This window comes from Salmonella sp. JXY0409-18 (assembly GCF_020268625.1).
Lineage (GTDB): Bacteria > Pseudomonadota > Gammaproteobacteria > Enterobacterales > Enterobacteriaceae > Salmonella > Salmonella enterica.
Genome location: NZ_CP084216.1, coordinates 2,128,704 through 2,148,170, shown reverse-complemented (window position 1 = coordinate 2,148,170; position 19,467 = coordinate 2,128,704). Strand labels below are relative to the sequence as shown.

General features: G+C 52.3%; 21 protein-coding genes. 7 read left to right on the top strand and 14 right to left on the bottom strand.

Features of this window, described 5'->3' with window-relative positions:
* Positions 1-30 precede the first annotated feature (30 nt).
* Positions 31-267 (bottom strand): YgdI/YgdR family lipoprotein, encoded by a 237-nt coding sequence (locus LDB27_RS10350; RefSeq protein WP_001168013.1) that lies wholly within the window; start codon positions 265-267, stop codon positions 31-33.
* Between the two features lie 127 nt (positions 268-394).
* Complete coding sequence (locus tag LDB27_RS10345; RefSeq protein WP_225519945.1) at positions 395-985, bottom strand: TetR/AcrR family transcriptional regulator; 591 nt, start codon at positions 983-985, stop codon at positions 395-397.
* Positions 986-1,062: 77 nt separating this feature from the next.
* Here LDB27_RS10345 and bdcA point away from each other — a divergent pair, with 77 nt between their 5' ends.
* Positions 1,063-1,776, top strand: a complete 714-nt coding sequence (gene bdcA, locus LDB27_RS10340; protein WP_000979086.1) for an SDR family oxidoreductase — start codon at positions 1,063-1,065, stop codon at positions 1,774-1,776.
* A gap of 90 nt (positions 1,777-1,866) precedes the next feature.
* On the opposite strand, the gene LDB27_RS10335 is transcribed toward bdcA, so the two are convergent.
* Together LDB27_RS10335 and LDB27_RS10330 are read right to left on the bottom strand one after the other, a co-directional pair.
* On the bottom strand, positions 1,867-2,736 hold the full coding sequence (locus tag LDB27_RS10335; RefSeq protein WP_000456772.1) for an aldo/keto reductase: 870 nt from the start codon (positions 2,734-2,736) through the stop codon (positions 1,867-1,869).
* A gap of 275 nt (positions 2,737-3,011) precedes the next feature.
* Positions 3,012-3,917: a LysR family transcriptional regulator gene (locus tag LDB27_RS10330; protein WP_000359206.1), complete on the bottom strand. Its 906-nt coding sequence runs from the start codon at positions 3,915-3,917 to the stop codon at positions 3,012-3,014.
* Between the two features lie 119 nt (positions 3,918-4,036).
* Between LDB27_RS10330 and LDB27_RS10325 the strand changes: the two genes are divergently transcribed.
* Positions 4,037-4,966 carry an aromatic alcohol reductase gene (locus LDB27_RS10325; RefSeq protein ID WP_023230792.1) on the top strand — a complete coding sequence of 310 codons (930 nt, stop codon included), beginning with the start codon at positions 4,037-4,039 and terminating at the stop codon, positions 4,964-4,966.
* A gap of 96 nt (positions 4,967-5,062) precedes the next feature.
* On the opposite strand, the gene LDB27_RS10320 is transcribed toward LDB27_RS10325, so the two are convergent.
* Positions 5,063-6,676: a peptide ABC transporter substrate-binding protein gene (locus tag LDB27_RS10320; protein WP_001216559.1), complete on the bottom strand. Its 1,614-nt coding sequence runs from the start codon at positions 6,674-6,676 to the stop codon at positions 5,063-5,065.
* Positions 6,677-6,865: 189 nt separating this feature from the next.
* Between LDB27_RS10320 and mpaA the strand changes: the two genes are divergently transcribed.
* Positions 6,866-7,594 carry a murein tripeptide amidase MpaA gene (mpaA, locus tag LDB27_RS10315; protein ID WP_000219104.1) on the top strand — a complete coding sequence of 243 codons (729 nt, stop codon included), beginning with the start codon at positions 6,866-6,868 and terminating at the stop codon, positions 7,592-7,594.
* Here the strand turns inward: mpaA and ycjG are convergent.
* On the bottom strand, positions 7,569-8,534 hold the full coding sequence (ycjG, locus tag LDB27_RS10310; RefSeq protein WP_001258079.1) for an L-Ala-D/L-Glu epimerase: 966 nt from the start codon (positions 8,532-8,534) through the stop codon (positions 7,569-7,571). The genes mpaA and ycjG overlap by 26 nt on opposite strands.
* A gap of 115 nt (positions 8,535-8,649) precedes the next feature.
* Between ycjG and tpx the strand changes: the two genes are divergently transcribed.
* Positions 8,650-9,156, top strand: a complete 507-nt coding sequence (gene tpx / locus LDB27_RS10305) for a thiol peroxidase (RefSeq protein ID WP_000084401.1) — start codon at positions 8,650-8,652, stop codon at positions 9,154-9,156.
* An 89-nt stretch (positions 9,157-9,245) separates the two neighbouring features.
* On the opposite strand, the gene tyrR is transcribed toward tpx, so the two are convergent.
* The 8 genes from tyrR to pspA form a co-directional block, all read right to left on the bottom strand.
* Complete coding sequence (gene tyrR / locus LDB27_RS10300) at positions 9,246-10,787, bottom strand: transcriptional regulator TyrR (protein WP_001235493.1); 1,542 nt, start codon at positions 10,785-10,787, stop codon at positions 9,246-9,248.
* A 147-nt stretch (positions 10,788-10,934) separates the two neighbouring features.
* The gene (locus tag LDB27_RS10295) at positions 10,935-11,996 is read right to left on the bottom strand and encodes a YcjF family protein (protein WP_001294478.1); all 1,062 of its coding nucleotides are present in this window, start codon (positions 11,994-11,996) and stop codon (positions 10,935-10,937) included.
* Complete coding sequence (locus tag LDB27_RS10290) at positions 11,993-13,390, bottom strand: YcjX family protein (protein WP_000825860.1); 1,398 nt, start codon at positions 13,388-13,390, stop codon at positions 11,993-11,995. The genes LDB27_RS10295 and LDB27_RS10290 overlap by 4 nt, the downstream gene beginning before the upstream one ends.
* Before the next feature lie 148 nt (positions 13,391-13,538).
* Complete coding sequence (gene pspE, locus LDB27_RS10285) at positions 13,539-13,853, bottom strand: thiosulfate sulfurtransferase PspE (protein WP_000913432.1); 315 nt, start codon at positions 13,851-13,853, stop codon at positions 13,539-13,541.
* Between the two features lie 75 nt (positions 13,854-13,928).
* Positions 13,929-14,147, bottom strand: a complete 219-nt coding sequence (pspD, locus tag LDB27_RS10280; protein WP_001097608.1) for a phage shock protein PspD — start codon at positions 14,145-14,147, stop codon at positions 13,929-13,931.
* Positions 14,148-14,169: 22 nt separating this feature from the next.
* A complete protein-coding gene (pspC, locus tag LDB27_RS10275; protein WP_000508938.1) occupies positions 14,170-14,529 on the bottom strand; it encodes an envelope stress response membrane protein PspC in 360 nt (119 codons plus the stop codon).
* A complete protein-coding gene (gene pspB / locus LDB27_RS10270) occupies positions 14,529-14,753 on the bottom strand; it encodes an envelope stress response membrane protein PspB (RefSeq protein WP_001274953.1) in 225 nt (74 codons plus the stop codon). Before pspB ends, pspC begins: the two co-directional genes overlap by 1 nt.
* A gap of 59 nt (positions 14,754-14,812) precedes the next feature.
* Positions 14,813-15,481 carry a phage shock protein PspA gene (gene pspA / locus LDB27_RS10265; RefSeq protein WP_000511012.1) on the bottom strand — a complete coding sequence of 223 codons (669 nt, stop codon included), beginning with the start codon at positions 15,479-15,481 and terminating at the stop codon, positions 14,813-14,815.
* Between the two features lie 170 nt (positions 15,482-15,651).
* Between pspA and pspF the strand changes: the two genes are divergently transcribed.
* The 3 genes from pspF (at position 15,652) to sapB (ending at position 19,355) form a co-directional block, all read left to right on the top strand.
* Positions 15,652-16,632: a phage shock protein operon transcriptional activator gene (gene pspF, locus LDB27_RS10260; RefSeq protein ID WP_001543112.1), complete on the top strand. Its 981-nt coding sequence runs from the start codon at positions 15,652-15,654 to the stop codon at positions 16,630-16,632.
* A 111-nt stretch (positions 16,633-16,743) separates the two neighbouring features.
* Positions 16,744-18,393 carry a peptide ABC transporter substrate-binding protein SapA gene (gene sapA / locus LDB27_RS10255; protein ID WP_001241619.1) on the top strand — a complete coding sequence of 550 codons (1,650 nt, stop codon included), beginning with the start codon at positions 16,744-16,746 and terminating at the stop codon, positions 18,391-18,393.
* Positions 18,390-19,355, top strand: coding sequence for a peptide ABC transporter permease SapB (gene sapB, locus LDB27_RS10250; RefSeq protein ID WP_000583298.1), 966 nt, complete (start codon positions 18,390-18,392; stop codon positions 19,353-19,355). The genes sapA and sapB overlap by 4 nt, the downstream gene beginning before the upstream one ends.
* Positions 19,356-19,467: the final 112 nt, after the last annotated feature.

Sequence of the window (19,467 nt, the reverse complement as noted above, 5' to 3'; positions counted from 1 at the left end):
AGGACACGGCCTCCCAACTGCTTTAGCGCATTACCAGTCCAGTTTCGATGCGCCTTCTGTCGTCTGCACTATTTCACTGGTTTTAATGACGCGATGATAACCATAAGCATCAGCGTATTTCGTCATTCCGGTTGCGGTGTCAACCTCCGGCTTACCCTGCGTTTCAATAATATCTCCCGTCCGGGTCGTCATGGTATAGGTCGTTGTACATCCGGCTAGCATCAACACTGATAAGCTAAGTACCGTAATAAGACTACATTTTTGCATCTCTCGTTTCCCTGACACCTCTATTTTTGATGTACTTTACCGAATACCGCAACGGCAAGATGGATGATTAGGGCTATTGCTCCCTGTTTGCCCGTACTGATTGGCTCAGGTTTTTTGATGCGCTGCGTTAATCCGGTAGTAATCGCTCCAGCACATCTCCAGCCAGAAGTACGCTCTCCTGAAGACGCTCCAGGCTATACCCCGCTCGCGCCTTGGCGGAAAGCCCCGCCATTAGCGTCCCCATAAAGTCAGTCATCCGGTCAGCCTCTTGCGGATACCGCATGGCGACATAAGTGCGAATCAGGTTTTCAGCAGCGATGTAAAACTCGCAGGCGGCCTCTCGTGCCGGTTTATCGTTACAATGAGCGCCCTCCAGAACCAGACATCCAGTGGCATCAGGATCGGCAACGTAACGTCTTGCCGCTTCCATCAGCACATCAATAAGGCACTTCGCGGTCGGGCGATCGTGACGCAGAAGCGCCCCGAGCGGAATCGCGTCGGTCATCCTGTAACGCTTTAATACGCGGGTATACAGCCCCAGCTTGCTGCCAAACGCCGCATAGAAACTGGGAGGATTGATCCCGAACGCTTTTGTCAGATCCCCTACGCTCACCGCGTCGTAGCCGCGCGAATGAAATAAGTGTTGAGCGGTTTCAATGGCTTGCTCCGGATCGAACTGGCGAGGACGACCCGGCGTTCGACTATGTTTTGTAGTCATTACTACATAACTCCTTGACGGCATGATTTCATTACGCATATTGTAGTGGCTACTACAATATCATAAAGGACATCCTGATGATGCTATTTCGCAACAAATCTGTACTGGTTTTAGGGGGAAGTCGTGGTATCGGCGCGGCTATTGTACGACGCTTTAGCGCTGACGGCGCATCGGTCGTTTTCAGCTACGCCGGATCGCGCGAAGCCGCCGAAAAACTGGCAGCGGAAACCGGAAGCACCGCCATCCAGACGGATAGCGCCGATCGGGATGCCGTCATCAGCCTCGTGCGTGAGTACGGACCACTGGATATTCTGGTCGTCAATGCGGGCGTGGCTCTCTTCGGCGATGCGCTGGAACAAGATAGCGATGCGATAGATCGTTTGTTCCGTATTAATATCCATGCGCCTTACCATGCGTCAGTCGAAGCAACCCGCAACATGCCGGAAGGTGGACGCATTATTATTATCGGTTCCGTGAATGGCGATCGGATGCCCGTACCGGGAATGGCCGCGTACGCCGCCAGTAAATCAGCCCTGCAAGGGCTGGCGCGCGGCCTGGCTCGTGATTTTGGCCCCCGCGGGATTACGATAAATGTGGTGCAGCCAGGCCCCATTGATACCGACATCAATCCGGAAGATGGCCCCATGAAAGAGCTGATGCACAGTTTCATGGCGATCAAACGACACGGAAGACCTGAAGAAGTGGCTGGAATGGTGGCATGGCTTGCCGGCCCGGAAGCCTCTTTCGTCACCGGCGCGATGCACACCATCGATGGTGCCTTCGGCGCCTGACGGCCAGGCGAATATCATACGGTTGCCGTCTACGCTCCGGCAACCGTGTTAGAAGCTGTTCATGCGAGAAAACATCCGCAAGCGCCGGGATCAATCGTGGATTTTAACGCCAAGACAACCGCGAACAAATTCAGGATTAAAATGCTTCACCGCTTCGCCAACATAGCCTAAATCAAGTGTGTTGATTTGAGCCATTTCGTTATCCGTTAGTGAGAAATCCCAGATGGCAAAGTTCTCTTCAATACGTTCCTGTCGAGTGGATTTAGGAATAACCGTGACGCCACGCTGCACGTTCCAACGCAGGACAACCTGAGCGATGGTTTTTTGATGGGCATCGGCAATCCTTTGAAGCATTTCATTTTCATACGGTTTATGTCTCCCGCCGCCTAACGGCGCCCACGCTTCAGGCTGAACGTTATAATGCTTCATAGTTTCCAGCGCGGCGGGTTGTGCAAAGTATGGATGCAATTCGACCTGGTTTACCATTGGCGTAATTCTGACGGTTTCACAGAAGTTGGCTAACACATGCGCATAGAAGTTGGACACGCCAATGGCTTTTAGTTTACCGGCTTCATAAGCGTCTTCCAGCGCGCGCCACGCACTAAAATAATCGCCCATTGCCTGATGCAATAAATAGAGATCAAAATAATCTAACCCGGATTTTTTCAGCGACGCTTCAATACCTGCTTTGGCCAGATCGTAGTTAGCCATATCTTGCACCCACAGTTTAGAAGTAATAAATAACTCCTCACGGGTACACAGGCCTGTCGCGATGGCTTCACGAACAGCGTCACCAACGGCATCTTCATTGCCGTATACCGCAGCGGTATCGATAAGACGATAACCGCTGCGAATAGCGCTTAACACTGACTGCTGACATTCTTCTTTGTCGGTTACCTTAAAAACGCCAAAACCCACCATAGGCATTTTAAGGTTGTTACTTAATATTGAATATTCCACGCTAAAGCACCCTTTCGTTGTAAAGACGCCATGATAAGAGCAAAAGACAGGTACAATGAGTATTGTTAAATCCGATTATTTTTATACAAAAAGTTCATTAATAACAGTTGTACAGATTTTTTATTGCATCCAAACGTTCAGTGCTTGCTATATCCTCGCCGTGTAGCACCTGTTTGATAATGCCTTTTACTTATGCGTCAAAACCAGTACCGTCATTTTGACCGTCTGTGAAAAAGTTTTCTAAACAGGCAATGCGATATCCGGAATAATATTTTTTAGCGAAGAGACTCCGGCTGGCTCAGCGCCGTTTTGCACCAGTCATAAAAAGCGCGTACCGTAGGCGGCAGAAACCTGTTTTGCGGATAGACCAGCGCAAGCGGCAAATCATAAGAATGGTTGTCCATGCAGGTCACCAGCGCCCCACTGTGCAGATACGGCGCAACCAGATAGCTGGCGACGCGAATTAACCCCAGCCCCTGTATTCCGGCCTGAATATAAGCGTCCGTATCATCGACAACCAGCGTCTCCTGCACCCGCATCGCGTAATCCTTCCCCTCACGCGTAAAAAACCAGTCGGTGGTACGCCCAGTGCGGTGGTTCAGGTAGCCGACCGCATGGTGTTTTTGCAGATCATCTAAATTTTCAGGGCTACCGTAACGCTCAATGTAAGTGGGCGATGCTGCTATCACCCAGTTAAAGCTGGCAAGTGGACGGGCAACCAGCGTGGTGGAATCATCGATCCTGCCGGCCCGAATCACGCAGTCATACCCTTGCAGGATAATATCCTCCACGCTATCGCTGGAACAAAGTATCAGCTCCAGCTCCGGATACTGGCGCAAAAAGGCCGGGAGCGTGGGAATAATGCAATGCCGGGCGAGAGATTGCGGCATCCCTACTTTAAAACGCCCTTTGGGTTGTGCCGCCCGGCCGGGAAATGACGACTCCATGGCCGCGATATCTGCCAGTACTCTTTTGCACTCTTCGTAGTAACGCCGCCCCTCTGCGGTCACGCTAAGTTTGCGGGTTGTACGTTGCAAAAGCTGAATCTTAAGCCAGGATTCCAGTTCTTTAACCACCCGCGATACCGTTGAGCGCGGCACGCCCAGCACTTCGGCGGCTCTGATAAAACTATGGGTATCCACTACGCAAACATAGACCTGCATCGCTTCCAGCTTGTCCATTTTCCCCCCGCCAATTATCCCATTTATCAGAACAGTCTAACCCGTCTTCGGCGTCTTATCGAACGCAGAACCCTGACGTAATCTTTAATCTACAGGTGAACCAACACAGAGAGGTGCAAATGAAACAATCCAATAATCAGGTGGGTGAAAAAGTATTGGTGCTGGGCGCGGGACAACTGGGGGCGTCAGTGCTGGCGTCGTTGGTTCCGGCGGTCACACAGCGTAATGGTTCCGTTAGCGTTATTGTGTCAGGGCAATCCAGGGATAAACAGAGCAAACGACGTTCCAGCATTCATCAACAACTGGCGGATGCCGGTGCGCGGTTTATCCCGGTCGACATCGCGGGCAGTTCGGTTGCAGCGTTAAAAGATCAATTCCGCGGTTTTGATACGATCATCAATTGTATGGGGTTTGTCGCCGGTGCGGGTACCCAGATAAAAATCACCCGCGCGGTACTGGAGGCGGGCGTTAAGCGCTATTTCCCCTGGCAGTTTGGCGTGAATTACGATGTGGTCGGCAAAGGCAGCGGCCAGCCGGTGTGGGACGAACAGTATGACGTCAGGACGCTTTTGCGCGAGCAAAACGTCACAGAGTGGGTGATTGTTTCAACCGGTATATTTACCTCTTTTCTCTTCGAACCGGCCTTTGATGTGGTCAACTTAGCCCAAAAAACCATCAATGCCCTCGGCGGATGGGAAATGCAGGTCACCGTCACGTCGCCTGCGGATATTGGTCGCCTGACCACTGAAATTTATCTGCATCAGCCGCGTATCACTAACGAAGTCGTCTTTGTCGCGGGGGAAACGACCTCTTATGCAAAACTGGCGGAAACGGTCGAACGCGTGACGCAGCAAACTTTTACCCGAGGCGTATTGACGCTACCTGACTTACAGGAGCAGCTCCGTTTACATCCGCATGACCCAATGCTGCGCTATCGCGTCGCCTTTGCGCGTGGTGACGGTATGTGGTGGCCGATGAGTGACACCTGGAATGCACAACATCATCTGCCGACACAGGATATTGCCGCCTGGCTGAAAACACACCAATGAGAACGGCGGCATCAGGCGATCGCTTAATTCCCATGCCTTCTGCCAGCATCAGGCGGCGGGCGTGGCTACCTTGCGTTAACAAGAAACCAGTACGCATCAGTGCTTCACGATATACATCGTACGGCTATAGGCCACATCTTCCGGGTTAGTAATGGGGTAACCCTTTACCCACGGTTTAATTAACCGGCCATTGGTATACTGATAAATAGGCGCTATAGGCGCTTGTTCCGTTAAAATTTTCTCCGCTGCATTGTAATCCGCATTACGCGCTTCGGCGGTATTTTCCATCGTCGCTTGCGTCAGGATTTTGTCATAAGTCGGATTAGTAAAGCGTGAAATATTCCCCGTATGCGTGGACGTTAATAAGGATAAGAAAGTCGACGGTTCGTTGTAATCACCCATCCAGGAGGCGCGAATAACATCAAAATTACCGGTATTCCGACTGTCGATATACGTTTTCCACTCCTGGTTTTGCAATTTCACATCCACCCCCAGATTTTTCTTCCACATTGACGCCACCGCAATCGCGATTTTCTGATGGTTTTCTGAGGTATTGTAAAGCAGGGTTAATTTAAGCGGCTTCTGCGATCCGTAGCCTGCTGCACGCAGCAATGTTTTCGCCTGGGCATTAAGTTCTTCCTGGCTCATTTGTTCAAACGGTGAAGGATCGGGCTTAAATCCTGCCGTGACATCCGGTGTAAAATGCCAGGCCGGTTTTTCACCGGTACCTAAGACTTTTTCCGCCATCAAACGGCGATCAATAGTCATACTTAGCGCCAGACGAACGCGGGAATCCGCCGTCGGCCCTTTCTGCGTATTAAACGCATAATAATAAGTCCCTAATTGCGGCGGCGTATAAACTTGCCCTGGAATATCCTTCAATAATTTCTGGTACATATTTTTAGGGAAAGATTCGGTGATATCAATATCACCGGCAAGATAACGTTTCGTCGCAGCCGACTCCTGGTTAATGGGTAAAAATGTCACTTTTTGCAGTACCGTTTTCGCGTTATCCCAGTAATGCGTATTAGGCACGACCACCAGTTTTTCATTTACCACGCGCTCTTTAAGCACATACGCGCCATTGCCGATCAGTTTTCCCGGCTTCATCCAGTCTTTACCGCTTTCAACATTCGCTTTTTGGACCGGATAAAAGGCAAAACTGGCGGTCAGACTGGCAAACCAGGGCAACGGCTTGTCAAGCTGAATACGCAAAGTGTGCGCGTCCACGGCACTGACGCCAAGCTGATCCGGCGTGGCTTTACCGTCGATAATGGCTTGCGCATTAGTGATGCCAGCCAGAGCGGCAAACCAGGCGAAGGGGGAAAGCGTTTTGGGATCAACGAGACGTTGCCAGCTATAGACAAAATCCTGGGCGGTCACCGGCGTTCCATCGGCCCATTGCGCATTATCCCGCAACGTAAACGTCCAGATACGATTATCATTGCTCTTCCACTGGCTGGCGACGCCAGGGATAATTTCACCCTTTTCGTTCTGGTTAACCAGCCCTTCAAACAGATCGCGGATCACCTGAATTTCAGGCAGCCCAACGGCTTTCGCTGGATCTAACGAAGCGGGCTCATCTTTGATATGACGCACCAGTTCTTGTTTCTCTGCCAGTACCGTTCCGCCGGGAACATCCGCAGCATATGCCAGGGAAAAGCTGCTAACCAACAGCGCACAACAGGTTACTGAAACAGAATGCCTCATAGAAGTTCCTCAAAGATGAGTTAAATGACAACGTAATTATTTGTTTCAGCAGAAAGAAATGCAATTATCTTCCGCCAGAAAGTTGATATCGCGCCATACAAGAGGGTAAATAGAAACCATTTGATAATCGGCGGGTTTTACACAACACTACGATGATTACCCTACTGGTCTCAGCTTCGGGAAACATGTATGACTGTCACCCGCCCCCGTGCCGAGCGCGGCGCATTTCCGCCAGGCACTGAACATTATGGACGTTCGCTACTAGGCGCACCGCTAATCTGGTTTCCGGCGCCTGCCGCCGATCGCGAAAGCGGCCTGATACTGGCTGGCACCCACGGGGATGAAACCTCATCCGTGGTGACGCTCTCCTGTGCGTTACGCACCTTAAATCCTTCCCTTCGCCGTCATCATGTCGTACTTGCCGTTAATCCTGATGGCTGTCAACTGGGATTAAGGGCAAATGCAAATGGCATTGATTTAAACCGTAACTTTCCCGCCGCCAACTGGAAAGCGGGTGAAACAGTTTATCGCTGGAATAGCCGCGCGCAAGAGCGTGATGTCGTGCTGCTAACCGGCGACCATCCCGGCTCAGAACCGGAAACCCAGGCGCTTTGCCAGTTAATACATCGACTCCAACCCGCCTGGGTCGTCTCTTTTCACGATCCGCTAGCCTGCATTGAAGATCCACGTCGCAGCGAGCTAGGCGAGTGGCTGGCCGATGCGTTTGCGTTGCCGCTGGTGACCAGCGTTGGTTACGAAACGCCCGGTTCGTTTGGCAGCTGGTGCGCCGACCTCAACCTGCACTGCATTACCGCCGAGTTTCCCCCTGTTTCTGCCGATGAAGCCAGCGAAAAATACCTGCTGGCTATGTCGAATCTGCTCCGCTGGCATCCTAAAGATGGAGTTGACCCGTCGTAAAGCGTAGCGCGGGCTCAACATCAACCGCCAGCCATGTTGGGCCATCAAGATCGGCGAAGCTCACCTGCGGCATAAGCGGCAGCGCGGCGCTAATCGCTCTTGATGTACAGAGCATACAGCCCAGCATCAGGCCGAATCCTTGCTCCCGCGCCTCCGTTGCCAGCGCCAGCGCCTCGGTCAGACCGCCGGTTTTATCCAGCTTAATGTTGATCATATCGTAGCGCCCCGTCAGGGCTTTCAGACTACTGCGAGTATGGCAGCTCTCATCTGCACAGATAGGCAACGGATGAATAAAATTTTCCAGGGCGGCGTCATCCTGCGCGGGCAGCGGTTGCTCCAGCATCGCGACATTCAGATCCGCCAGTAACTGGCAACGCGCCGCCAGCCCCTCCGGACGCCACGATTCATTGGCGTCCACAATGAGCGTCGCCTCCGGCACCGCCGCGCGGATCGCCACCATACGTTCGCTAATCAGACGAGCATCGAGTTTGATTTTCAGCAACGTCGCCCCTTTTTCCCATAGTGCCGCCGCACTGGCTGCCATCTGTTCCGGCGTGCCTATCACTACCGTTTGCGCGGTAGTAAAAACCGGGGACAGCGTCACGCCGAGCAGCCCGGCAAGGCTTTGCTGCCGCTGGCGGGCCTGCAAATCCCATAAGGCGCTATCCACCGCGTTGCGCGCCGCGCCTGCCGGCAACAGTTTCTGCAATGCTTCGCGAGTCAGCCCGTTTTCCAACTGAGGCACAATACTCATGATTTGCGCCATGACCGAGGCATCACTTTCACCATAACGTGGATATGGCGTACATTCCCCGATGCCTTTTACGCCCTCTTCTTCCAGTTCGACAACGACAACATGCGCTTCGCTTCGGCTACCACGCGCAATAACGAAAGACGTATGCAACGGCCAGGTTTCCTCATATACCTTAACAGATCTCATCTCTTCCCCTCTGATAGCGCCGGACGCGGCTTGCTACAAATAGTATTTGCCGTGTTAATGAATAATGACTTAAACTGGATTTCGACGTTAACTATAAGTAAATAGGAACATAATTATGTCACAGACTGTACATTTCCAGGGTAACCCGGTCACCGTTGCCAACGTTATTCCGCAGGCTGGTAGCAAAGCACAGGCTTTTACTCTTGTCGCAAAAGATTTGTCTGACGTTTCCCTCAGCCAATATGCAGGCAAACGCAAAGTGCTGAATATTTTCCCAAGCATTGATACTGGCGTATGCGCCGCATCAGTTCGTAAGTTTAATCAACTGGCCACAGAAGTGGAGAATACCGTCGTATTGTGCGTTTCTGCTGACCTGCCTTTTGCACAGTCGCGTTTTTGCGGCGCGGAAGGCCTGAGCAACGTTATTACGCTTTCCACTCTGCGTAATAACGAGTTTCTGAAAAACTACGGCGTCGAAATCGTTGACGGCCCGCTGAAAGGTTTGGCGGCGCGCGCAGTCATCGTGCTTGACGAAAACGACAACGTTATTTTCAGCCAGTTGGTGGATGAAATCACCCACGAGCCGGATTACGACGCCGCGCTTAATGTCCTGAAGGCATAAGCCAGCGACTGCTGGCGCTACGTTTGTCAGTGCTACAGGCGGTGCTCTTTTGTCACAAGAAGGCCTCTATCCAGAGGCCTTCTTTTTTTCTACTCTTCACCCTTCTTCTGGCTCAGACCATATTCACGCAGCTTATTGGCAATCGCGGTGTGCGATACCCCCAACCGTTTCGCCAGTTTACGCGTACTCGGATAGCTACGATAAAGCTGGGTCAGGACAGAACGTTCAAAACGACTGGTAATGTCATCCAGCGAACCTTCCATCGCATCTTCGCCGACTGCCACCGTCGCGGCATCGTAGTCAGGCAGCAGGATATCCTGCGGACGCAGCTCATACCCTTCCAGTTGCGTCAGCGCCCGGTAAATCGCATTTTTAAGCTGGCGAACGTTACCCGGCCAGCCGTAACGAGTGAGGACCGTACTCAGATCGGCAGACAGTTTCGGTCGCGGAACGCCCTGTTCGTCGGCAAAACGCGCCACGAACAGTTCGGTCAACGGCATAATATCCTGCGGACAATCGCGCAACGGCGGCAAATTAAGCGTCAGAACGTTAAGTCGATAATAGAGATCTTCGCGGAACAGTCCTTTTTGCACCAGCTCCACCAGATTTTTCTGCGTGGCGCAGATAACGCGGACATCAACATGAATTTCGTGATCTTCGCCGACGCGACGGAACGTACCATCGTTGAGAAAACGTAGCAGCTTCGCCTGCATACGCGGCGACATTTCGCCAATTTCATCCAGCAGCACCGAACCGCCATTCGCCTGTTCAAAAAAGCCTTTTTTACCTTCCGGCGCATGGCCAAATAGTTCGCTTTCTACCGCATCTTCCGGGATTGAAGCGCAGTTGAGCGCCAGATACGGCTTCGCTGAACGAGGGCTTGCCTGATGACAGGCATAGGCGAAAAGATCTTTGCCGGTTCCCGTATCGCCGGTAATCAGCAGCGGCGCGCTGAGCATCGCCAGTTTGCGCGCCTGCTCAACGACGTGCTTCATCTTTGCGCTCACGGCAATAATCTGACTAAACGCGCTCAGATCCTGCGTGGACAAATTCTGTAGCTGCTGCCCCATACGAATAGTGGAACGCAACATCACGACCGCCCCGGTCAACACGTATTCGTCATTTTCGTTTTGTAAATGTACCGGCGTAATCTCCATCAGGAAGTTTTGCCCGTTGATCACGACATGTTCGTTATGGGAGCTTTGCGGATTACCGTCCAGCCAGCGCTGAAAATTGAAGCCATTGATTAATTGTGCGGCGGTATGGTGCCGCATTCGCTCCTGGCTCTGGGCAAAAAGCTGACAACTCGCCGGGTTCGCCATCTCCACTTTACTCTTCATATCCAATGAGAGCACCGGCTCCGGCAACGCCTCAAGCAGCGCGCTCAGGGCCAGATGTTCACGTTCGGACGGCATCCAGGGAACGGTACGGACATCCGTTACGCCGGAAATACGGCGGATTTCGGCCATCAGGCTGCTAAAGTCGGTGAATTCCAGCTCAGCAAAATTAAGATAAATTCGCCCAATGGGATCAATCTCGATTCCGCGTAAATCAATGCTACGTAACACCAGTAAATCAAGTAATTCGCGGGTCAGACCAAGTCGGTCTTCACAAAAGACTTCCAGACGCATGGGAACCTTCACCTGAATAATGAACCATTAAATAGATGATAAGCCACTATTCGGCTGGCAGGAAGGATTCTGTCAACAAATATTGACAGCATGACGGAAAAACGGGCGCTGCGGCGTAAAGCCAGGCAGTCAGCGCCCTGTGGAAGGTCATTTCTCAGGCGACGACTTACTCTTTTGTAACGTCTCTTTTAGCTGACCGATAAGCTGACGACGAAAATCACCGAGACGTGGTTTATCGTTATCGATCCACGGCAATGGTCGACATAGTTCCATCGCTTTTATTCCCAGTCGAGCGGTAAGGAGACCTGCGCCAATCCCCTGTGCCGCGCGCGTGGACAGGCGTGCGGCCAGATCCTGAGACATCCAGTCCATACCGACTTCACGCACCAGCTCACTGGCTCCCGCGAACGCGATATTCAGCAACACCAGACGGAACAGACGAAGGCGGCTGTAATAACCAAGTTCAATGCCATACAGCGTTGCGATACGGTTAATCAGGCGTAAATTACGCCAGGCAATAAACGCCATATCCACCAACGCTAACGGGCTGACGGCGATCATCAAAGTCGATTCCGCGGCGAAACGGCTAATCTCACGTCGCGCCTGCGCGTCAAGTACCGGCTGTACCAGATGCGCATACAACCCGACGATTTCCCTGTCGTTTTGCGTTTCGTGAATAGCGGCATACCAACGTTGTAATGCCGGATGTGATTGATCAATCCCCGCCTGCTGCGCCAGTTTTTCGCAAAATGCGCGACCTTTCCCGACGCTATGGCTATGTAACAGTTCACGCGCTTCATCCCGCTCATGCGCCCGCTGGCGCAAGCGCCATAATCGCCGCCACTCCGTGACCACCGATCCCACGCCAGCGCCAACGATCAGCGCGCCTGCGGCACAGCCGCCTAAAGCGACCCAGTCCTGAGTTTGCCAGGCATTCATTGTCCACTGTACGCCTTGCCCGACCACGCTCGCGCCAAACAGCGCCAGCCCTCCCATCACCATTTTACGCCACAGGCTGCGTTTGGGACGCAGCGCGGCATCGACCGCCGCTTCTGCCACGCCTTCGTCTTCCGGGCGCTCATCGATAGCTGCAGGCGCAAATGTACGCGACTCCGCTTCGCTGAAAGTTTGCTGCGCTTTGAAGACCGACGTAGGTTCCTCCTTTAGCGGTTCTGCAAAATCAATACGCGGTTTTAACGGTTCGCTCATCGCAGCTTATCTCCTATTAAAAACTCCAGCGCAGCGTCCAGACGAATATGCGGTAACGGTTTATCAACATCCATCACCTGCGGACGAAAGGCTTCGAACTGAAAACCCTGACTATCCCAAAACGCTTGCCCCGGCAAACGCGAAGGCACTTCGCCGGGGTACACGGTTAACGGCGCGCCGTCACTCAAACGGTTTCCACGTAAAGCCGGGATTTTTTCACCGTTGACCTCAATCACGCCGCTGGTGGTCGCCTGTACCGACGCCAGCCCCAGGCAATCCATACTAATGCCTTCAAACGCGGCATTTTGCCAGGCATCCTGAATAAGCTGCTGGAGCAAGGCCACCATATTGGCATGTTGGTCGAGGGTGACATGGTCGGCTTTCGTCGCGGCGAACAGCAATTTGTCAATCACCGGCGAAAACAGGCGGCGAAACAGAGTTCGCTGACCATAGTGAAAACTTTGCATCAGCTGCGTTAAAGCGAGACGCATATCATTAAACGCCTGCGGCCCGCTATTAAGCGGTTGCAGACAGTCGACCAGCACAATCTGGCGATCAAAGCGTAGAAAATGATTTTTGTAGAACCCCTTGACCACTTTTTCGCAATAGTAGTTAAAGCGTTCGCGCAGCATTCCAGCGTTGGTCTGCTTATCCGCCTGCGCCAGTTTTGACTCGCCGAAGGCGTCCACATCCGGCCACGGGAAAAACTGCAACGCTGGCGCACCCGCCATATCGCCCGGCAAAACAAACCGTCCAGGCTGAATAAAGTGCAATCCCTGCGATTTACACTGATGCAAATAATCCGTCCAGGCGGCGGCAATCTCCGCCAGCCGGTTTTCATCGGCGGGCGCCAGCGGATCGAGTCCGTCGCAAAGTTGCCGCCATTTTGCGGCCCACTCAGCGCGTTGTCCTTGTAACAAGCCGTTCATCTGACGGGACCAGCTTAAATAATCCTGAGCCAGCATGGGCAGATCGAGTAACCATTCCCCTGGATAGTCCACAATCTCCAGATACAATGTCGAGGTATCTTTAAAATGGCGCAGCAGCGAGTCGTTTGAGCGATAGCGCAACGCCAGCCGAATCTCACTGACGCCGCGCGTCGGTGTGGGCCATGCGGGAGGATTGCCATAAAGCTGAAGTATCCCCTCGTCGTAGGTAAAACGGGGAATACCAAAATCACGTTGAGGCACGCGCTTTACGCCAAGCAGGCGTTCTTCGCGTACCGCGCTGAGCAACGGTAAGCGCGCGCCCGCGTGGACATTAAGCAACTGGTTAACCATCGCCGTGATAAACGCTGTTTTACCGCTGCGGCTCAACCCGGTTACGGCAAGACGCAAATGCCTGTCTACCCCACGATTGACCAGCGCGTTGAGTTCAGTTTTAAGTCGCTTCATTGACATCCTGTTGAGCCTGAAGAGAAGAAAAAATAATAACGAGCCTGCGTTATAGATATGTGCAAAAACGTTATTATCAACTACCCGGAGAGATCAACAACGGCGCATTAAGCGCCGCGGTTAGTATGAGTATTGAGCAATAGATTATCTATTTTTTTACTTTCGGCATATCAAGACGACTGATGCCGCCCATATTCATCGCGTGCGTATACCCCATATCAAGCAACATTTGTTTTGCCATGCCCGACTGTCGCCCGGAGTTGCAATATAACTTTACCGTATCGTTCCTGTCTGGAACTACCGTTTCGATATGAGATTTAATCTCCTTCAATGGGATATTAATCGCGCCCTGAATATGCTCACGCTGATATTGTTCCGGAATGCGGACATCTATCCAGTATTCTGCGGCATAAAGCGGCATGGCTACGAATAGCGCTAACGCAAATATTCCTTTTTTCAACATACTTCCGTCCTGACACGTAATGTATTTCGCACACACTATACGCCAGAGCTTAACGAAATATTATGACCAGACTCGCTATTTGTAACGCTGCGAAATTTTATTCGCCACCTTACGAAGTACTGGCTCCAGCGCAAACGCCAGCAACATTTTTAGCGGACGACGGGCGACGGATTTTACCGCCCATCCCGCCACGCCGGCAGGCCCGTAGCGTAACGCGGTCAACAGAACCAGCTTACCTGCTATTTTGAAGCCGGGCTTCACCTTCTGCCCGGCGCGTTGCCAGCGAGTATTCATCTTCACCTTCCCGATATATCACTTACAGTTGACGGAAACGACTACGCAGTGTGAACGTATCTGACGTGACGTAGCGTTCCATTTCTCGCAAACGCTTTTCGCCTGCGGCAAGCTCTCTGTCTACGGTATCCAGCAGTTCGCCGCTGGTCGGCTGCGGTTTGCCTGCGGCCAGATTATCCGGCATAGGGTCCAGTACAAAAGACAGAACGATATAGGCCACTACGGTAAAAAACGCCAGCCCAAAGAAAATCGACAGCACGACCAGAATACGCACCAGTTTTACCGGTACATCAAGGTAGTCGGCGATCCCGGCGCAAACGCCACGTACCATGCCCTTTTGCGGCATACGCCATAGTTTTTTATTCAGATTGATTCCACCCATTAGCGCTCTCTCCAGTTCGGATGCTCTGCATCAAGAATGTCTTCCAGCGCCTGAATGCGCTCGCGCATACGTTGCGCATCGTCTGTGAGTTGCAGTAAGCGTTGCTGCTCGCTTTGCGACAGTTCTCCCCGACCGGCGCGGTTGCTGTAATGCAGCCACAGCCAAATCGGTAACACAAACAACACAAAAATGGTTAACGGGATGGCCAGAAATAGCGCGCTCATGCGTTCTCCTTACACCTAAAGCTGATGAGCGACGGCGCGTACCGGCGCCGCCATTGTCATTATTGATTATCTTGCTTCATTTTGGCTTTCAACTGCGCCAGCTGCTCGCTGATTTCATCATCGGCTTTCAGGTTGGCAAATTGTTGGTCCAGCGATTGCTGCTTACCAAAACGATGGCTTTCCGCTTCCGCTTCCATTTGATCGATACGACGTTCAAAGGATTCAAACCGCGCCATGGCTTCATCCAGTTTGCCGCTGTCAAGCTGACGACGGACATCACGGGAAGAACTCGCCGCCTGATGACGCAGCATCAGCGCCTGCTGGCGAGCGCGTGTTTCGCTGAGTTTGTTTTCCAGCTCGCCAATCTCTTTCTTCATGCGCGCCAGCGTGTCATCCACCAGCGTGACTTCCTGTTCAAGCGTAGCAATTAAATCGGTCAGCTTTTGTTTTTCAATCAATGCGGCGCGCGCCAGATCGTCTTTATCTTTGCGCAGAGCCAGTTCCGCTTTTTCCTGCCACTCGATCTGCTGAGCCGTAGCCTGTTCAATACGACGGGATAACTGTTTCATTTCCGCTAAAGCACGCGCGGAGTTCGAGCGAACCTCCACCAGCGTATCTTCCATCTCCTGAATCATCAGGCGCACCAGCTTCTGCGGATCTTCCGCTTTTTCCAACAACGCATTGATATTGGCGTTCACGATGTCGGCAAAACGAGAAAAAATACCCATAATTCAATCCTCACATAATGTTCTGATAACGGGCGATGCCCTGCTACATGATTAATACAATTTGCGTGCCAACTTTTCATGCGACTGATAATAAAGAAATTGTTTCGTTTTACCTCGCCAGCAAAAAAGGATAAAGTGGTGAAAAACACTAACAAGTGGCGATTTTCATCATGGCTGAATTTAAAGATAACCTGCTCGGCGAGGCAAACCGTTTTCTTGAAGTACTGGAACAAGTCTCCCGGCTCGCGCCGCTGGATAAGCCAGTGCTGATTATTGGCGAACGCGGTACGGGTAAAGAACTTATCGCCAATCGCCTGCACTATCTCTCTTCACGCTGGCAGGGGCCGCTTATCTCGCTTAACTGCGCGGCGCTTAACGAAAATCTGCTGGACTCCGAACTGTTTGGTCATGAAGCGGGCGCTTTTACCGGGGCGCAAAAACGTCATCCCGGTCGCTTTGAACGCGCCGATGGCGGCACGCTGTTTTTGGATGAACTGGCGACAGCGCCGATGCTGGTACAGGAAAAGCTGCTGCGGGTGATTGAATATGGCGAGCTAGAGCGCGTCGGCGGCAGCCAGCCGTTACAGGTTAATGTGCGATTAGTATGCGCCACCAATGCCGATTTACCCGCCATGGTAAAGGAAGGGACATTTCGTGCCGATCTGCTCGACAGGCTGGCTTTTGATGTTGTACAACTGCCGCCGCTGCGCGAACGCCAGAGCGATATCATGCTGATGGCCGAGCATTTTGCTATTCAGATGTGTCGTGAACTACGTCTGCCCTTATTTCCCGGTTTTACCGATCGGGCAAAAGAAACGTTGTTGCATTACGCCTGGCCGGGTAATGTCCGCGAGCTGAAAAACGTAGTCGAACGTTCAGTGTATCGCCACGGCAGTAGTGAACATCCTTTGGATGAAATTGTTATCGATCCTTTTCAACGCCATCCCGCCGAACCGCCCGCGCCCGCCCTGCCATCGGCAACCGCCACGCCCGACCTGCCGCTCAAGTTGCGGGAGTTTCAACTGCAACAGGAAAAAGCGCTGCTGCAACGTAGCTTACAGCAGGCGAAATTTAACCAGAAACGAGCCGCCGATTTGCTGGCGCTCACCTACCACCAGTTTCGCGCCTTGCTTAAAAAGCATCAGCTTTAGCTATTTCTCCGGCTAATTGACGACATTTACGCCAGTTATCCACCGACATTTTTACGTGGCGGGCCGAAGTGCGATACACTTTGCAAATTGAACTTCAAAAACTTAACTATTATGCGCCTGGTTTTATCGTCTCTGATCGTGATAGCGGGTCTACTGAGTAGTCAGGCTACGGCTGCGGCTGCGCCCGAACAAACTGCGAGTGCAGATATTCGCGATAGCGGCTTTGTGTATTGTGTTAGCGGGCAGGTCAACACCTTTAATCCGCAAAAAGCGAGCAGCGGCCTCATCGTCGATACCCTGGCCGCCCAGTTATATGATCGCCTGTTGGATGTCGATCCCTATACTTATCGTTTAGTCCCAGAGCTGGCAGAAAGCTGGGAAGTGCTGGATAACGGGGCAACGTACCGTTTTCACCTGCGCCGCGACGTTTCCTTTCAAAAAACCGCCTGGTTTACGCCGACCCGAAAACTCAATGCTGATGATGTTGTCTTTACCTTTCAGCGGATTTTTGATCGTCGGCATCCGTGGCATAACATCAACGGCAGTAGCTTCCCCTACTTTGATAGCCTACAGTTCGCCGACAATGTAAAAAGCGTGCGTAAGCTGGACAATAACACCGTTGAGTTTCGCCTGACGCAGCCAGACGCCTCCTTTTTATGGCATCTGGCTACACACTACGCTTCCGTCATGTCCGCTGAGTACGCCGCGCAGCTTAGCCGAAAAGATCGTCAGGAACTGCTAGACCGCCAACCGGTCGGCACCGGGCCTTTCCAGCTTTCGGAGTACCGTGCCGGGCAGTTTATTCGTCTCCAGCGCCACGATGGTTTTTGGCGCGGCAAACCGCTGATGCCGCAAGTAGTAGTGGATTTAGGCTCCGGCGGTACCGGGCGTTTATCAAAATTACTGACCGGTGAATGCGATGTTCTGGCCTGGCCCGCCGCCAGCCAGCTAACTATTTTACGCGACGATCCGCGTTTGCGCCTGACGTTGCGCCCGGGGATGAATATCGCCTATCTGGCCTTTAACACCGATAAGCCGCCGTTGAATAATCCCGCAGTGCGCCATGCGCTGGCCTTATCGATCAACAACCAGCGCCTGATGCAGTCGATTTATTACGGCACGGCAGAAACCGCAGCCTCCATTTTACCGAGAGCCTCATGGGCTTACGATAACGATGCCAAAATTACGGAGTACAATCCGGAAAAATCGCGCGAACAGCTAAAAGCGCTGGGCATTGAGAATCTTACGCTGCATCTCTGGGTGCCGACTAGTTCTCAGGCCTGGAACCCAAGTCCGCTAAAAACGGCGGAGCTTATTCAGGCGGATATGGCGCAGATTGGCGTAAAAGTGGTCATTGTGCCGGTTGAAGGTCGTTTCCAGGAGGCGCGCCTGATGGATATGAATCACGATCTGACCTTATCCGGCTGGGCCACGGACAGCAACGATCCGGATAGCTTTTTCAGACCGCTGTTAAGCTGTGCAGCCATCAATTCGCAAACCAATTTCGCCCACTGGTGTAACCCTGAATTTGACAGCGTGCTGCGTAAAGCACTGTCGTCGCAGCAGTTGGCTTCGCGCATAGAAGCGTATGAGGAAGCGCAGAATATCCTGGAGAAAGAGCTGCCGATACTGCCGCTGGCATCATCACTACGCCTGCAGGCTTACCGCTACGATATTAAAGGGCTGGTGTTAAGCCCGTTCGGCAATGCGTCTTTTGCCGGCGTCTCCCGCGAAAAACACGAAGAGGTGAAAAAACCATGATTATCTTCACCCTGCGTCGGTTATTGCTGTTGCTGGTGACGCTATTCTTCCTGACCTTTATCGGCTTTAGCCTGAGCTATTTTACGCCGCACGCGCCGCTACAAGGCGCATCATTATGGAATGCCTGGGTTTTCTGGTTCAATGGTCTGCTGCACTGGGACTTTGGCGTGTCCAGCATTAACGGCCAGCTGATCTCCGAACAGCTTAAAGAGGTGTTTCCCGCCACGATGGAGCTGTGCATTCTCGCCTTTGGTTTTGCGCTGATGGTCGGCATCCCGGTCGGGATGCTGGCTGGCGTGACGCGTAGCAAATGGCCGGATCGTTTTATCAGCGCGCTGGCGCTATTAGGTTTCTCAATTCCGGTTTTCTGGCTGGCGCTTCTGCTCACACTGTTCTTTTCGCTCACGCTGGGGTGGCTGCCGGTATCCGGGCGATTTGACCTGCTTTACGAAGTTAAACCGGTTACCGGTTTCGCCATCATTGACGCCTGGATTTCAGATTCGCCGTGGCGCGATGAAATGGTAATGAGCGCCATACGGCATATGGTTTTACCGGTGCTCACGCTTTCCGTCGCGCCGACCACAGAAGTGATCCGCCTGATGCGAATCAGCACTATTGAGGTCTACGATCAGAACTACGTTAAAGCGGCGGCCACGCGCGGCTTGTCGCGCTTTACGATTTTACGTCGTCACGTGTTGCATAATGCGCTGCCGCCGGTCATTCCCCGTCTTGGCCTGCAGTTTTCAACCATGTTAACGCTGGCGATGATTACCGAAATGGTTTTCAGCTGGCCTGGGCTGGGACGATGGTTAATTCACGCCATTCGTCAGCAGGACTATGCCGCTATTTCCGCTGGCGTGATGGTCATTGGGTCGCTGGTTATTGTGGTCAATGTGATTTCCGATATTTTGGGTGCTATGGCTAACCCTCTGAAACATAAGGAATGGTATGCCTTACGATAAGAAACAATAAAAATATCATTAAATCAAAAAGTTATGCTTTTATTTTTGTGATAAGTTCGTTTTTTAGTACACAAATATATACACTTTGTTTTCTACTTTCTCCGGCAGTCCA

Bases quoted from the DNA above. Each gene is read 5' to 3' on its own strand.
- LDB27_RS10350 (WP_001168013.1), bottom strand. From the start codon at position 267: ATGCAAAAATGTAGTCTTATTACGGTACTTAGCTTATCAGTGTTGATG.
- LDB27_RS10345 (WP_225519945.1), bottom strand. From the start codon at position 985: ATGACTACAAAACATAGTCGAACGCCGGGTCGTCCTCGCCAGTTCGAT.
- bdcA (WP_000979086.1), top strand. From the start codon at position 1,063: ATGATGCTATTTCGCAACAAATCTGTACTGGTTTTAGGGGGAAGTCGT.
- LDB27_RS10330 (WP_000359206.1), bottom strand. From the start codon at position 3,917: ATGGACAAGCTGGAAGCGATGCAGGTCTATGTTTGCGTAGTGGATACC.
- LDB27_RS10325 (WP_023230792.1), top strand. From the start codon at position 4,037: ATGAAACAATCCAATAATCAGGTGGGTGAAAAAGTATTGGTGCTGGGC.
- LDB27_RS10320 (WP_001216559.1), bottom strand. From the start codon at position 6,676: ATGAGGCATTCTGTTTCAGTAACCTGTTGTGCGCTGTTGGTTAGCAGC.
- mpaA (WP_000219104.1), top strand. From the start codon at position 6,866: ATGACTGTCACCCGCCCCCGTGCCGAGCGCGGCGCATTTCCGCCAGGC.
- ycjG (WP_001258079.1), bottom strand. From the start codon at position 8,534: ATGAGATCTGTTAAGGTATATGAGGAAACCTGGCCGTTGCATACGTCT.
- tpx (WP_000084401.1), top strand. From the start codon at position 8,650: ATGTCACAGACTGTACATTTCCAGGGTAACCCGGTCACCGTTGCCAAC.
- tyrR (WP_001235493.1), bottom strand. From the start codon at position 10,787: ATGCGTCTGGAAGTCTTTTGTGAAGACCGACTTGGTCTGACCCGCGAA.
- LDB27_RS10295 (WP_001294478.1), bottom strand. From the start codon at position 11,996: ATGAGCGAACCGTTAAAACCGCGTATTGATTTTGCAGAACCGCTAAAG.
- LDB27_RS10290 (WP_000825860.1), bottom strand. From the start codon at position 13,390: ATGAAGCGACTTAAAACTGAACTCAACGCGCTGGTCAATCGTGGGGTA.
- pspE (WP_000913432.1), bottom strand. From the start codon at position 13,853: ATGTTGAAAAAAGGAATATTTGCGTTAGCGCTATTCGTAGCCATGCCG.
- pspD (WP_001097608.1), bottom strand. From the start codon at position 14,147: ATGAATACTCGCTGGCAACGCGCCGGGCAGAAGGTGAAGCCCGGCTTC.
- pspC (WP_000508938.1), bottom strand. From the start codon at position 14,529: ATGGGTGGAATCAATCTGAATAAAAAACTATGGCGTATGCCGCAAAAG.
- pspB (WP_001274953.1), bottom strand. From the start codon at position 14,753: ATGAGCGCGCTATTTCTGGCCATCCCGTTAACCATTTTTGTGTTGTTT.
- pspA (WP_000511012.1), bottom strand. From the start codon at position 15,481: ATGGGTATTTTTTCTCGTTTTGCCGACATCGTGAACGCCAATATCAAT.
- pspF (WP_001543112.1), top strand. From the start codon at position 15,652: ATGGCTGAATTTAAAGATAACCTGCTCGGCGAGGCAAACCGTTTTCTT.
- sapA (WP_001241619.1), top strand. From the start codon at position 16,744: ATGCGCCTGGTTTTATCGTCTCTGATCGTGATAGCGGGTCTACTGAGT.
- sapB (WP_000583298.1), top strand. From the start codon at position 18,390: ATGATTATCTTCACCCTGCGTCGGTTATTGCTGTTGCTGGTGACGCTA.